This is a genomic window from Streptomyces sp. NPDC002835 (assembly GCF_053591995.1).
In genome coordinates, this window is the sequence record NZ_JBSFUW010000021.1 from 13,782 (window position 1) to 28,050 (window position 14,269).

At 71.2% G+C, this 14,269-nt stretch carries 12 protein-coding genes; 4 read left to right on the forward strand and 8 right to left on the reverse strand.

The window, feature by feature from the left end:
* Window positions 1-142: 142 nt before the first annotated feature.
* Entirely contained in the window at window positions 143-2,968 is a 2,826-nt protein-coding gene (locus ACWD01_RS22265; protein ID WP_451164411.1) for an ATP-binding protein, read from the forward strand.
* Here the strand turns inward: ACWD01_RS22265 and ACWD01_RS22270 are convergent.
* Together ACWD01_RS22270 and ACWD01_RS22275 are read right to left on the reverse strand one after the other, a co-directional pair.
* Window positions 2,922-4,157, reverse strand: coding sequence for a cytochrome P450 family protein (locus ACWD01_RS22270; RefSeq protein ID WP_451164413.1), 1,236 nt, complete (start codon window positions 4,155-4,157; stop codon window positions 2,922-2,924). The genes ACWD01_RS22265 and ACWD01_RS22270 overlap by 47 nt on opposite strands.
* A 218-nt stretch (window positions 4,158-4,375) precedes the next feature.
* Window positions 4,376-5,872, reverse strand: a complete 1,497-nt coding sequence (locus tag ACWD01_RS22275; protein ID WP_451164415.1) for an MFS transporter — start codon at window positions 5,870-5,872, stop codon at window positions 4,376-4,378.
* Between the two features lie 149 nt (window positions 5,873-6,021).
* Here ACWD01_RS22275 and ACWD01_RS22280 point away from each other — a divergent pair, with 149 nt between their 5' ends.
* The gene (locus ACWD01_RS22280; RefSeq protein ID WP_451164417.1) at window positions 6,022-6,666 is read left to right on the forward strand and encodes a TetR family transcriptional regulator; all 645 of its coding nucleotides are present in this window, start codon (window positions 6,022-6,024) and stop codon (window positions 6,664-6,666) included.
* 65 nt (window positions 6,667-6,731) lie between these two features.
* Here ACWD01_RS22280 and ACWD01_RS22285 read toward each other — a convergent pair whose 3' ends face one another.
* The 6 genes from ACWD01_RS22285 to ACWD01_RS22310 all read right to left on the reverse strand — a co-directional run bounded on the left by ACWD01_RS22285 (window position 6,732) and on the right by ACWD01_RS22310 (window position 12,204).
* A complete protein-coding gene (locus ACWD01_RS22285; RefSeq protein WP_451164563.1) occupies window positions 6,732-6,809 on the reverse strand; it encodes a hypothetical protein in 78 nt (25 codons plus the stop codon).
* Window positions 6,810-6,831: 22 nt separating this feature from the next.
* The gene (locus ACWD01_RS22290; protein WP_451164419.1) at window positions 6,832-7,032 is read right to left on the reverse strand and encodes an FMN-binding negative transcriptional regulator; all 201 of its coding nucleotides are present in this window, start codon (window positions 7,030-7,032) and stop codon (window positions 6,832-6,834) included.
* A 27-nt stretch (window positions 7,033-7,059) separates the two neighbouring features.
* Entirely contained in the window at window positions 7,060-7,947 is an 888-nt protein-coding gene (locus ACWD01_RS22295; RefSeq protein WP_451164421.1) for an FAD-dependent monooxygenase, read from the reverse strand.
* 70 nt (window positions 7,948-8,017) lie between these two features.
* Entirely contained in the window at window positions 8,018-8,365 is a 348-nt protein-coding gene (locus ACWD01_RS22300) for an FAD-dependent monooxygenase (RefSeq protein WP_451164423.1), read from the reverse strand.
* Between the two features lie 337 nt (window positions 8,366-8,702).
* On the reverse strand, window positions 8,703-10,031 hold the full coding sequence (locus ACWD01_RS22305) for a class I SAM-dependent RNA methyltransferase (RefSeq protein ID WP_451164425.1): 1,329 nt from the start codon (window positions 10,029-10,031) through the stop codon (window positions 8,703-8,705).
* 124 nt (window positions 10,032-10,155) lie between these two features.
* The gene (locus ACWD01_RS22310) at window positions 10,156-12,204 is read right to left on the reverse strand and encodes an APC family permease (RefSeq protein WP_451164427.1); all 2,049 of its coding nucleotides are present in this window, start codon (window positions 12,202-12,204) and stop codon (window positions 10,156-10,158) included.
* A 215-nt stretch (window positions 12,205-12,419) separates the two neighbouring features.
* Here ACWD01_RS22310 and ACWD01_RS22315 point away from each other — a divergent pair, with 215 nt between their 5' ends.
* Window positions 12,420-13,088: a potassium channel family protein gene (locus tag ACWD01_RS22315; protein ID WP_356895942.1), complete on the forward strand. Its 669-nt coding sequence runs from the start codon at window positions 12,420-12,422 to the stop codon at window positions 13,086-13,088.
* Entirely contained in the window at window positions 13,088-13,771 is a 684-nt protein-coding gene (locus ACWD01_RS22320; protein WP_356895940.1) for a potassium channel family protein, read from the forward strand. Before ACWD01_RS22315 ends, ACWD01_RS22320 begins: the two co-directional genes overlap by 1 nt.
* The last annotated feature ends 498 nt before the right edge of the window (window positions 13,772-14,269 follow it).

Below are 14,269 nucleotides of genomic sequence, written 5' to 3' on the forward strand. Positions count from 1 at the left end.
GAGTTGGCCGAATTGCCGTTGTCGACGGTGACACTTGCGCCAAATCCCTGTGGCGATGATCACTGAAGATCCGGCGGACTGTCTGAAGTTGCAGGATGGCTGAAGACATACCGAAGCCTCGGCACCTTAGGAGCACCTGCGGATGTCCATCGTCGGACGGGACATACAACTCACCCAATTGCATGACCTGCTGACCGCACGCGACTGCGGAGCGGGTCCGATCGCCCTGGTCAGTGGCCCTGCGGGGATCGGCAAGACCGCCCTCCTCCACGAATTCACCCAGAGCGCGGCGAAGTCCGGTTCCCTCGTCCTGAGAGCGGCCTGCTCCCCGAGGGAGCGCGCCAACTCCTGGGGCGTGGTCCATCAACTCCTGTGGCGCACAGGGCGATTCAAAGGAGCTTCACAGCGTACGAGTGACACGCTCGCAGCCGTCGGCCGCAGCCTTGCGGCGGTCACCCGGGCACCGGAAGGTAAACACGACAAGGCCATGGATGAATTCTGCGCGGCCGTCATGGAATTGGCCGACGACCATCCCCTCGTCCTCGCCGTCGACGACATCCACGAGGCCGACCCCGAGTCGCTGGGCTGCCTCGGGCACCTCGCCCGCCGCATGGTCGCCTCCCGGGTTCTGGCGGTGTTCACCGACCGGCCGCAGGCCCTGCCCCCGTACGCCGCCGCGCGGGCCGAGTTCGCCCGGCAGCCCGGATTCCATCAGCTGCGGGTCGGCCCGCTGACCGCCGGCGACATCCGGCTGCTGCTCACCGAGCGGCTGGGCGTGCCCGCCGACGAGGCCGGCGCCGCGGAGTTCCACGCGGCGAGCGGGGGCAGCCCGCTGCTGACGCGGGCGCTGGTCGAGGACACCTGCAACGCCCGGCAGGGCACGTACACGGGCGCGGCCGCGATACGGCCTGTCGCCGGGGAGATGTTCGACTCCGCGGTGGTCGACTGCGCCCACCGGGTCAGCGCGCCCGCGGCCGATCTCGCCCGGCACCTGGCGGTGCTGGGGCCGGACGCGCTGTCGGTGCTGCTCGACCGCAACAGCACGAACCCGCCCACCCGGCACCTTCAGGAGCTGACCCAGGCCGGCCTGCTGGCGGGACCGGGCTTCCGCCACCCGAGGATGCACACCGTGCTGGGAGGCGAGGTCTCCGCCGAGGAGCGGGCGCGGCTGCACGGGCGGGCCGCCGTACTGCTGCACGACAACGGCGCACATCCGGCCACGGTGGCCGAGCACATCGTGGCGGCGGGAGGCATAGCGGAATCCTGGGCGCCGCCACTGCTTTGGGAAGCCGCGGCCGACGCGATCGCCCAGGACGAGTTCCCCAAGGCGATGCGGCTGTTCGACCTGGCCCACGCCATCTGCCCGGACGGGCCGCTGCGGGCGTCCATCCTGTTCCAGCGCACGCTGTCCGCCTGGCAGGTCGACCCGGCCAAGGCAATGCGGCGGCTCCCGGAACTGAAGGAGGCGCTCCAGGCCGGGAATCTCACGGCCACGTCGGGCGCGATGTCCCTGATCAAGAACCTGGTCTGGCACGGCTATGTGGACGAGGCCGCGGAGGTGCTGGAGCTGGTCGACCGGCAGCTGGCCGACGACCCGGGCGAGGAGGGCGTGGCCGAGGTGCGGGCGCTGCAGCGGTGGTTGTCCGTGCTGTGCCCGCCGTTCCACCGGCGCATGTTCGGCGAGGTGTCCGTCGACGTCACGCACGAGATCGCCCCCGCGGCGATTGCCGAGCAGCCGCGGCTGCACGCGGCCACCGCCCTGTCCGTCGTCCTGCGGGGCGGCGAACCCGGGCCGGCCGTGGTCGGCGCCGCCCATGTGCTGGAGATGTCCAGTCTGACGCCGACGCTTGAGACCATCCCGCTGGCGCTGATGACGCTGTTCTACGCCGACCGCACCGAGCAGGTCGACGCCTGGTGCACCACGCTGCTGGAGGCGGCCCGCGAGCGCAACATCCCCACCTGGGACGCGCTGCTGTCCTCGCTGCGGGCGGCGAACCTCATCCGGCAGGGCCGACTGCTGGAGGCCGAGCGGCACAGCGACCTGGTCCTGTCGCGGATGTCGTCCCGGGGCTGGGGGATCAGCATCGGCCTGCCGCTGGCGAGTTCGGTGTACGCGCTGACCGCGATGGGCCGCTACGACGAGGCGCGGGCCCGGCTCGGCCAGCCGGTGCCCGAGGCGGTCTTCCAGACCCTCTTCGGCCAGCACTACCTGTACGCCCGGGGCCAGTTCCACCTGGCCACCGGGAGACTTCAGGCCGCGCTCGGCGACTTCCTGGCGTGCGGCAAGGCCCTGGAGAGCTGGGGGGTGGCCGACACCACGCTCATCCCGTGGCGCTCCGGGGTGGCCGAGGCCCGGCTGCGCCTGGGCGAGCCGGACCAGGCCGTGACGTATCTGCGGGAGGAACTGGCCCGGCACAAGGGCCACCCCCGGGTGCACGGCAACGCCCTGCGTCTGCTGGCTTCGACGATGGAGCCCCAGCAGCGGCTGCGGGCGCTGCGGGAGGCCGTGGACGAACTCCAGGACTCCGGGTGCGATCTGCTGCTGGCGCACGCGCTGGGCGATCTGGGCCGTGTCTACCATCTGCTGGGCAAGTCCAACCGGGCCCGGGTGATCGTACGCCGTGCCTACCGGATGGCGAAGAAGTGCCATGCGCAGCCGCTCAGCCAGAGCCTGCTGCCGGACGCGGAGCGGTCGGCCGACGGCCGGGTGTGCGCCGCCGGGCACGAGGCCTCCGAGCAGGTCCACGACGTGCTGTCCGAGGCCGAACTGCGGGTCGCCGCCCTGGCGGCGGAGGGGCACACCAACCGGGAAATCGCCCGGCGGCTGTTCATCACGGTCAGCACGGTCGAGCAGCACATGACGCGTGTGCTGCGCAAGCTCAACCTGTCCCGCCGTGACGAACTGCCGCAGAGCCTGGACACTATGGGCGGTTCAGCCGCACCGGCAGTGAGTGGAGCCCGCGGATGAGCGTGCTGGTGCGCCACCGCACGTCCTCGGGGTCGACCGCGAGCCGCATGGCGGGGAAGGTGTCCAGCAGCGCGCCGAAGGCGATCTGCGCCTCCATCCTCGCCAGGGGCGCCCCGAGGCAGTAGTGGATGCCGTGCCCGAAGGCGACATGGCCGCCGGTGGGCCTGCGGACGTCCAGCGTGTGCGGATCGCCGAAGCGCTCCGGGTCCCGGTTGGCGGAGGCCAGTGCCAGCAGCACGAAGTCGCCGGCCGGGATCTCGGTGTCGCCGATGCGCAGGTCCTCCGTGGCGCACCGGAAGGTGGCGTGCTTCAGCGGGCTCTCCAGCCGCAGGAACTCCTCCACGGCGCCGGGCAGCAGGGAGCGGTCCTGGCGCAGCGCCTCCCACTGGTCCAGGTTGCGCATCAGGTGCAGCGTGCCGTTGCCGAGGGTGTTGACGGTGGTCTCGTGGCCGCCGATGAACAACAGGAAGGCCATCGAGACCAGTTCGGTCTCGGTGAGCCGGTCGTCGACGTCACGCGCCGAGACCAGCGCGGCGAGCACGTCGTCGGTGGGCGTACGGCGCTTGCGCTCGATGAGGTCGCCGAGGTACTCGATCATCGCGGTCGACGCGGCGGCGGTCGCCGCAGGCGAGTCGCCGGAGACGAGCGCCTTGGACCAGGACTTGAAGTTCTCCTGCTCCTCCAGCGGCACGCCCAGCAGCAGGCAGATCACCCGGATCGGCAGCGGGAACGCGAACGCGTCCAGCAGGTCCACCGGGTCCTCGTCCGGCAGGGCGGCGAGCAGTTCGCCGGTGATCTGCTCGATCTCCGGCCGGAGCTTTTCGATGGCGCGGCTGGTGAACGCCTTGTTCACCAGCTTGCGCAGCCGGGTGTGGTCCGGCGGGTCGGAGTGCAGCATGTGGGTGGCGAGGGCGGAGGAGAACGCGCCGCGCTTGTTGCGGTCGGGCTCGTTCTGCGCGAACAGCCGGTCCGTCCTGTTGAGGTCGGTGCTCAGCCGGGGGTCCGCGAGCGCCGAGCGTACCTCCTCGTATCCGGTGATCAGCCACACCGGCAGTCCGCCGCACACGGGGACCCCGGGAGGCATCATCACCCGGTGCGCCGAGCCTCCGGCGTTGAGCCGTGTGTACACGGAGTGGGGGTCCTGCATGAACGCGTCGTCGAGTTCCAGAGGGGCTGAATCCTGAAGCATGGGCACATCCTCGAAAATGACGGCTCCGGGCCGTTCGCGGGTCGCGCTGAGCCTATGTACGCCCTTGGCGGGCCGAAGCCGATCCACGGCGAGAAAAGGGGGTCTAGGGGCCTGATAGGGGCCGCCCGCCGGTTGGTTGTGTGAGTCCCGGCGGGCGGCCGGAGCAGCCACCAGGCCGGGGGAGGTCACCCGGCGACTGCTGGTCCGGTGGGGCGCGGTCAGTTGCTGGGCGCCAGGTCGCCTTCCGTGGCACGCGCCTGCTCCGGGGGAGCCTGGGCGGGCTTGCGCAGGTCGATAGTGATCAGCAGGCCCGCGAGTACGGCGGCGAGGGCGGTGATGCCCGCGGCCCACAGGCTCGCGACGGCGTAGCCGTGGACGGTCGCCTCGGTCACGGCCCGTTCACCGCGGCCGCCGCCCGCAATCCGGTCGGCGGTCACGCTGGTGGCGATGGCGTTGAGCAGGGCCGTGCCGATGGAGCCGCCCAGCTGCTGGGAGGTGGAGACGAAGGCCGACACCACGCCCACCTCCTGCGGCGGCACGCGGTAGGTGGCGGCGCTGATGCACGGCGAGATCACCAGTCCGACACCGATGCCGAGCAAGATCTGGGTGGGCATCAGCGTCGAGGCGTAGGAGCTGTCGGGGGTGAGCCGGCCGAGGTTGAGCAGGCCCAGCATGGCGATGGACAGGCCCGGCACGACCAGCAGGCGCAGCGGGACGCGGGGCACCAGCCGGGCGGCGATCTGGGTGGAGGTGAGCACCGTCGCCACGGTCGCCGGCAGGATCGCCAGCCCCGTGCGCAGCGGCGAGAAGTCCATCACCACCTGCAACTGGTAGGTGAGGATCAGGAACAGGCCGAACAGGCTGACCATGGCCAGGGCGATGGTCAGGCTCGCTCCCGCCCGGTTGCGGTCGGCGACCAGCCGCAGCGGGAGCAGCGGAGCCGGCCCCCTGGCCTGGGTGAGGCCGAACGCGGCGAGCAGGACCACGGCGGCCGCGAGGCAGCCGAGGACGCGGGGCGAGGTCCAGCTGTGGGTCGCCGCCTGGTCGAAGGCGTAGACGAGGGCGAGCATGCCGCAGGCGGAGAGCACCGCGCCGGGGACGTCCACGCGCTGGCGGTTGGCGGGCATCGCCGGCAGCAACAGCAAGGCCCCGGCCACCACGGCCACGCCGATCGGCACGTTGACGTAGAAGCACCATCGCCAGTCGAGGTACTCGGTGATCACGCCGCCGCCCAGCAGGCCGATGGCGCCACCGGCGCTGGCGACCGAGCTGAAGACACCGAACGCCTTGGCGCGTTCGCGCGGTTCGGTGAAGGTGGTGGCGAGCATGGCCAGGGTCGAGGGCACGAGCAGCGCGGCGAACACGCCCTGCGCCGCGCGGGCGCCGACGAGCACCTCGGCGTTCGGCGCGGCGCCGCCCGCCACCGAGGCGACGGCGAAGCCGACGGCGCCGGCCACGAAGGCGCGCCTGCGGCCCACGAGATCGCCGACCCGTCCGCCGAGCAGCAGCAGGGCACCGAAGGCGAGGGTGTAGGCGGTGACCACCCACTGCCGGCTCGCGTCCGACATCCCGGTGTCCTGCTGGGCCCACGGGAGGGCGATGTTCACGATGGTCATGTCCAGCATGACCATCAGCTGAGCCAGGGCGATCACCCCCAGCCCCCACCACCGGTGGCGCACCGACCTCTCGGTGGAGGCCGCTGTTGCCTGTGCCATGTCCTGATGTCCTTCCCTCACAGCGGGCGGCGCTCGGTCCGGCCCGTCCGTCTTCCGCTGGCGGACACTAGAGCAGATTCCTTAACCGAGTCAATTCGCGGACTCAGTCACCTGATTGCCCGGGTAAGGGTATGTGCTAGGGTGGCCTGGTGAATGCGCCGATGGGCTTGCGGGAGCGCAAGAAACAGCGAACGCGAGAGACGATCTCCGACACGGCGATCACGCTCTTCCTTGAACACGGGTTCGACCAGGTCTCAGTCGTCGACATCGCGGCCGTCGCCGAGGTCTCCAAACCCACACTGTTCAAGTACTTCCCCACCAAGGAAGACCTGGTCGTCCACCGCTTCGCCGACCACCAGACGGTGAGCAGCACCGTCGTCGCGGAGCGGCCGCCCGGGGTGTCCGCGATCGACGCCCTGCACCAGCACTTCCTGGACGGGCTGGCGGCCCGGGACCCCATCACGGGGCTCAACGACGACGAGGACGTCCTCGCCTTCCACCACCTCGTGTACTCCACGCCCAGCCTGGTGGCACGCGTCAGCCAGTACCTGGCCCAGGCCGAGGAGGCGCTCGCCCAGGCCCTGGTCGACGCGCTGGACTCCGACCGCGAGATCACGGCCGCCCTGCTGGCCGGCCAGGTCATCGCCACCGAGCGCATCCTGGCGTCGGTGAACTGGCAGCGCATCGTCGCCGGCCGGTCCGCTGACGAGGTCTACCCCGAGGCGGTGGCCGACGCCGACCACGCCTACGCCCTGCTGCGCCAGGGCCTGGCGGGGGCAGCCGTCCAGAAGTGAAACCGACGACGACGGCGCCGCCTCGAAGAGGCGGCGCCGTCGTCGTTCTGCCGACGTACGCCGGATCAGCCGGCCGCGTCCGCCGGGGAGGCGTAGTGGTCGGGCGAGATGTAGGCGCTGGGGCCCAGGAACGCCACCACCACCTCGACGTTGCAGGCCAGCGCCTCACAGATCGGGTTGCCCCCGCGAGAGATGCCCGCGCAACTTGCCGTAGGGCCAGGCGTGCCGGTCGAGCACGAACGGGATGTGGACGGCGGCGGGCCTGCCCTCCACCGACAGCGCCATCAGGCCCAGCGGGTGCTCCTCGATGAGGTCCCACTGCGTCCCCAGGTCCGGCTGCCGGAAGCAGTCGGGGCGGTAGACCATCTGCACTCTCCTTTCCGTGGGGCCTGATCAGGCGGTGGTGGCGGACACCGCGCCGCCGAGCAGCGAACCGAGGTAGCCGAGCACCGCCGCGCCGTCCCCCGCCGGCGCGGTGAGCCCGATGCAGCCGTCCGGGCGGACGAGGACCAGCGTGTCGGCGCGCAGTCCGTAGGCCGCCGGCCGTTCGCCGAGCAGGCAGGTCCTGAGGTCGTCCGGGCCGGCGGACGCCACCTCGCGCAGGGCCGCCTCGCAGTCGGCGCCGAAGCCGAGCAGCGTGAAGTGCGGGCCGCGGAACACGTCGAACAGCCGGACGAGCCGGCCGGCCATGTCCAGGCACACCGAGTCCGGGGCGCGGTCGCCGGCCTGGACGCCGCCGGTGTCGGCGAGCGTGGCGCGGCTGAGCGAACTGGCCCGGCACTCCAGCCCGAGCTGGAGGGTCTCCTGGGTGAGGCCGGTCTCGGCGCCGCCGGTGCCGCCGGTCATCTCCTCGAACACGGCCCTGGTGCCGGCCACGCTGGTATCCAGCGTCCAGCGCGCCACCGGGAGCCGCTCCTCCTGGCAGGTGTCGAGCAGCTCCGGTGCCGCCCCGGCGAGGACCAGCGCGAGCTTCCAGCCGAGGCTGTAGGCGTCCTGCACGCCGGTGTTGGCGCCCAGCGCCCCGAGCACGGGGTGGACGTGCGCGGCGTCCCCGGCCAGGAGCACCCGGCCCATCCGCAGCCGGTCGGCCATGCGTACGTTGATCCGCGAGGTCGACAGCCATGTCGCGTCATGGACCCGGATCGGCATGCCCGTGGCCCGGTCGACGGCCCGCTGGAGGGCCTCCACCGACGGCTCCATGGGCCGGCCGTCCGCGTCGACGGGGAGCGTGGCCTGGATCTGCCAGGAGCGCGTGCCGCTGAGCGGGCACAGCATGACCACACCGGGGTCGAGGTCCAGCCACTGGTACCAGGCGTCGGGCGCGAGCCCGTCGATCTCGACGTCCCGACGATCAGTTGCTTCTCCGCCTCGGTGAACCCCTCGAAGGAGATGCCGAGTCGCTTGCGCACCAGGCTGCGGCCCCGTCGCAACCGACGAGGTAGGCGGCCGACACCTGCTCGGTGCCCTGCGCGGTCGCCAGAGTGGCGGTCACCTGGTCCGGGTCAAGCGCATCCGCTGGGAAGCCGCCATGGAAGAAGCCCGCGTCCAGTACGCCGAGGCGTACCGCTTCAAACACTTCGAAGCACAGGAAGCGGCATGGCGCCACGCCACCGGACTGACCACATACATGAGCGCGGTACGCACGCGAGTCGAGGCCATACTGCCGGGCCAGGCCAGGCCAGGACCGAAGCCGAAGCATGGATCAGCCGGACGTCAGCCACCGTGGAGCCCCTACAGCCCACGACACGCCGCCCGACTGAGGCTCCACCCAGCGTCACGGAACGTCAGCATCGAGAGGCGCGAGGGCTAGGTCAGCCGACGGCTCGGCGGCCGTCCCCCCGCCCCCTCCGGGGCCCATTAACCACCGGCTGCGGGCTTCGCTGGCAGCCACCAAACTGTGCGTGACGACCCGTCAGAAGTCGCGCCGTTCGTGCGTCAAACGTGCGTCAAACATGCCGCTCGTGCGTCAAACATGCGTCAATATATCGCCTGTAACGCACGTAACGCCCATAACGCACACTCAGCGAAACCGCAGGTCAGCGTCCCTTTTCGGCAGGCTCCAGGATCGCCACGCACTCCACATGATGCGTCATCGGGAACAGGTCGAACGCCCGCAGCGTGCGCGGCTTGTAGCCGCCGTCGCGGAAGTACGCCAGGTCGCGGGCCAGTGCCGCCGGGTCGCAGGCGACGTAGGCGATGCGGCGGGCGCCGAGGGAGGCGAGGTGCTTGACGGTCTGCTTGCCGGCGCCGGCGCGGGGCGGGTCGAGGACGATCAGGTCGACGTCGTCGATGCCGGTGCGCGGCAGCAGGGAATCGACCTTGCCCTGCTCGATGCGGACCCGGTCGAAGCCCTGGAGGTTGTGGCGGGCGTCCTCCACCGCGCGCTTGCCGGACTCGATGCCCAGCACCGCGCCCTTCTCCCCCACCCGGTCGGCGAGGGCGCCCGCGAAGAGGCCCACGCCGCAGTAGAGGTCGAGCGCCATGTCGCCCTTGCGCGGCATCAGGCCCTGCATCACGGCCTTGACCAGCAGGTCGGCGGCCTGCGGGTGGACCTGCCAGAAGCCGCCCATGCCGACGCGGTACGTGCGGTCGTCGGCGCGCTCGCGGACGAAGGCGCGGCCGTGGACCCGGTGCACTCCCCCGTCGCGCTCCTCGACCCGGAGCACCGAGACGGGCTTGTCGAGTTCGACGAGCGGGAGCCGGCCGCCGGGGCGCGGGGTGAGGACGACCTGGCGGTCGTTCGAGCCGGTCGCCGCGATCGCCTCGACGGTCTCCATCTGCGGCCAGTCCTGCTTCTCGATGCCCAGCTCGCTGACGCCGGGCGCGGCGATCATGCAATGGTCGATCGGCTGCACGTCGTGCGAGCGGTGCTTGCGCAGTCCGACCCGGCCGTCCTCGTCGATCGCGTACTGGACGCGGGTGCGCCAGCCGGGCACCTCGCCCGCGGGGAGCTTGTCGCCCGGGGCGGGCATGACGGTGCCGTCCCAGCCGGCCTCCTCCGGGGTGAGGCCCGCGAGGCGCTGCAGCTGCTCCGCGATCACCTCGCCCTTGAGGCGGCGCTGGGCGCCCGGCTTGGCGTGCTGCCAGTCGCAGCCGCCGCACATGCCGGGGCCGGCGTACGGGCAGGGGGCCTCGACCCGGTCCTTGGAGGGCTCCAGGATCCGCACCGCGTCGGCGCGCAGGAAGCGGGAGTCCTCCTCGCCGTCGGTGACCCTGGCCACGATCTTCTCGCCGGGCAGGGTGTGCCGTACGAACAGCACCCGCCCGTCCTCGGTGCGGGCGACGCAGTGGCCGCCGTGGGCGACCGGGCCGACCTCGACCTCGTACTCCTGCCCGACCAGCGAGGACTCAGGTGCGTTCTGCATGGTGGGGTGACTCCAGAGATCAAGGGGTGTGCGGGACTCGGCGAGCGGCCGGAAGCGGGTGTACTCCCGGCGGCCGCGTCACGCAGGACAACGACCGACCAGTCTACGTCCGCCGTGAAGCGTCTCACGCCTTTCCGGTCGGCTCCTTCGGCCGGTCGTCCACCAGGCCGCGCCGCACCGACCCGGGGGCGTTCCAGTCCTGACGCTTCTTGGCCCGCTCCTTGGCGGCCTCGGAGGACTCCAGCTGGTACGGCACCGAGGTCACCATCACACCGGGCGTGAACAGCAGCCGGCCCTTCAGCCGCAGCGCGCTCTGGTTGTGCAGAAGCTGCTCGTACCAGTGGCCCACCACGTACTCGGGGATGATCACACTGACCACGTCGCGCGGGCTCTCGCGGCGCAGGCCCTTCACGTAGTCGATGACGGGGCGGGTGATCTCGCGGTACGGGGAGTCGAGGATCTTCAGCGGGACGTTGATGCCCCGCCGGGCCCACTCCTGCTGGAGCGCCCTGGTGTCGGGCGGGTCGACGTTGATGCTGATGGCCTCGAGCCGGTCGAAGCGCATCGCCTTGGCGTAGGCGACGGCGCGCAGCGTCGGCCGGTGGACCTTCGAGACGAGCACGATCGCGTGGACGCGCGACGGCCGGACGCTGTCCTCGCCGGGCTCCTCGGGTGCCGCGATCTCCTCGGCGACCCGGTCGTAGTGCTTACGGATCGCGCTCATCGTCCCGTAGAAGATCACCATGCCCAGCAGGGCCACCCACGCGCCGTGCGTGAACTTGGTGGCGAGCACGACGACCAGCACCAGGCCGGTGAAGAAGGCGCCGAAGGAGTTGATCGCCCGGGACCGGTACATGTGGCGGCGCCTGGCCTTGTCCCGCTCGGTCCTCAGATGCCGGTTCCAGTGCCGGACCATGCCGACCTGGCTGAGGGTGAACGAGACGAAGACGCCGACGATGTACAGCTGGATGAGCTTGGTGGAGTCCGCCCCGTAGACCCAGACCAGCAGGATCGCGGCGCCCGCCAGCAGCACGATGCCGTTGGAGAAGGCGAGCCGGTCGCCGCGGGTGTGCAGCTGGCGCGGCAGGTAGCGGTCCTGCGCGAGGATCGAGCCGAGCAGCGGGAAGCCGTTGTACGCGGTGTTCGCGGCCAGGAACAGCACCAGGGCGGTGGCGGCGGCGAGCAGGACGAAGAAGAACGTTCCGTCGCCGAAGACGGCGGCCGCGACCTGCGAGATCACTGGGTTCTGGACGTAGTCGGGGCCGACGGGGGCGCCGTTCGCGATCAGGTCCTTCGCCGGGAACTCGGCCATCTTGACGTCGGTGGCCAGGGCCAGGCCGATGATGCCGCAGAACATGGTGACGGCCAGGGCGCCCATCATCAGCAGGGTCGTCGCGGCGTTCCGGCTCTTGGGTTTACGGAAGGCGGGGACGCCGTTGCTGATGGCCTCGACGCCGGTCAGCGCGGCGCAGCCGGAGGAGAACGCGCGCAGCAGCAGGAAGAGCAGCGCGAAACCGGCGAGGCCCTCGTGCTCCGCCTTGATCTCGAAGTCGGCGGTCGGGGCGCGCATGGTGTCCTCGAGGACGATCCCCTTGAACGCGCCCCAGATGATCATGATGAAGACGCCGGTGACGAAGACGTAGGTCGGGATCGCGAAGAGCTTCCCCGACTCCTTCACGCCCCGCAGATTCATCAGGGTGAGCAGGACGATGATCGCGATCGCGGAGAACACCTTGTGCTCGACGACGAACGGGATCGCCGAGCCGAGGTTCTCCACGCCGGAGGAGATCGACACCGCCACCGTGAGGACGTAGTCGACCAGCAGGGCGCTGGCGACGGTCAGTCCGGCCTTCGGGCCGAGGTTGGTGTTTGCGACCTCGTAGTCGCCGCCGCCGCTCGGGTACGCGCGCACGTTCTGCCGGTACGAGGCCACGACGGTGAACATGAGTACGACGACGGCGGCCGCGATCCACGGGCTGAAGTGGTACGCCGACGCACCCGCGAGGGACAGGACCAGCAGTACTTCGCCCGGCGCGTATGCCACGGAGGACAGGGGGTCGGAAGCGAAGACGGGGAGAGCGATGCGTTTCGGGAGAAGCGTCTCTCCCAGCTTTTCACTGCGCAGCGCCCGGCCGATCAGGATCCGTTTGGGAACGTCGGTCAGTTTGGACACGCTGAGGATCGTAAGCGCTCAATATGAGCCAGGCCCAACCAGCGGCGCAGAACCTGCGGGATCTTAACGCGGGTGCCTCGCCGGGCCCTCTTGACGAGCCGTGCGTACCCTGTCCGGGCCGTGGTCTGAGACCCTGTGGTGCACAGCGTGGACTTGCACGCGCACTCGCGGTGCCTCAGGCCGGTACCGCAGAAGACATAGCCGGAAGGACGGTCGTGCACATCGTCATCATGGGATGCGGGCGAGTGGGAGCCGCTCTCGCGCAGACCCTGGAGCAGCAGGGGCACACGGTCGCCGTGGTCGACCGCGACCCCACCGCCTTCCGCCGTCTGGGATCCGGATTCGGCGGCCGCCGCGTCACCGGGGTCGGCTTCGACCAGGACACGCTGCGGGAGGCGGGCATCGAGGACGCGGGCGCGTTCGCCGCCGTCAGCAGTGGCGACAACTCCAACATCATCGCGGCCCGGGTGGCCCGCGAGATGTTCGGCATCGAGAACGTGGCCGCCCGTATCTACGACCCCAAGCGGGCCGAGGTCTATCAGCGTCTCGGCATCCCGACGGTCGCCACCGTCCGCTGGACCGCCGACCAGATGCTGCGGCGGCTGCTGCCCTCCGGCGCGGAGCCGCTGTGGCGCGATCCGAGCGGCGGCGTGCAGCTGGCCGAGGTCCACACCTCGCCGGCCTGGATCGGCCACAAGATCAGCCGGCTGCAGGACGAGACGGGCGTACGGGTCGCCTTCCTGACCCGGCTGGGCGAGGCGGTCCTGCCGACCTCCCAGACCGTGCTGCAAGAAGGTGATCTCGTGCATGTGATGATGCGCACGGACGAGATCGCGAAGGTCGAGGAGGCCTTCGCGGAGGGTCCAGAGGAGGGCGGTCACTGATGCGTGTCGCTATCGCGGGCGCCGGTGCGGTGGGCCGTTCCATCGCCGGAGAGCTGCTGGAGAACGGGCACGAGGTCCTCCTCATCGACAAGACCCCCACCGCGATCTCGGTGGAGCGCGTGCCGCAGGCGGAGTGGCTGCTCGCCGACGCCTGCGAGATCACGTCCCTGGACGAGGCGGCGCTGCAGCGCTGCAGCGTGGTGATCGCCGCCACCGGTGACGACAAGGTGAACCTGGTCGTGTCGCTGCTCGCCAAAACGGAGTACGGGGTGCCGCGGGTCGTCGCGCGCGTCAACAACCCGAAGAACGAGTGGCTCTTCAACGAGTCCTGGGGCGTCGACGTCGCCGTCTCCACGCCGCGCCTGATGTCGGCGCTGGTGGAGGAGGCGGTGAGCGTCGGCGACCTGGTCCGCCTGCTGCGCTTCAGCCACGGCGACGCGAACCTCGTCGAGCTGACGCTGCCGCCGGAGTCGGCGCTCGCGGGCACGCTGATCGGCGACGTCGCCTGGCCCGAGGACACCTCACTGGTCACGATCATCCGCGGCTCCCGCGTGCTGACGCCGAGCCCTGAGCAGACGCTCGAAGCGGGCGACGAGCTCCTGTTCGTGGCGGCGCAGGCGCGCGAGGAACAACTGGAGGACCTCCTCTCGGTCCGCCGCGAGGGCCCGCCGGAGGCGGGCTGATTCCGGGCGCGGGCCACGCCGTTACGGGCGCGGCCCGCGCCGGCACCGGAGGCGTTGCGCGGGGCGGGGTCGTGGCCTCGGCCCGGGTCGTCCCCTTGGACCACGCCGGGCCCCGTTGGCAGGTGCGTGCTCCCGAAGTGCCCCGCTGGGGGCGGGGGCGCCCCTGCTGGGCTGGCTCCGGCAGGGGTGCCGCGGGGCGCCGTCTGGGCCCGTGACCGGGTGGTGAGGTGGTGCCTGCGGGCCCCGTTGCGGGGTGCGTCGTCCCGGAGGCCGACCGCTGGCGTGAGGGCGTTGCCACTGCGGGCGTGGCTCGGCCCGACGTATCCCGGGGGTCGGCCTCAGCCCGTGGCCCGGGTGTCCCGTCTACAGGGCATGGCCTGCCCCAGGGGCGTACCCCTTGACCACGCCAGGCCTCCCGTAGCCCGCCGGAGCGGCCGGGGCCGAAGCCCTGGTCGGACGGCGGCGGCCGGCAGGGGGCCGGGGCGGAGCCACGGTTTC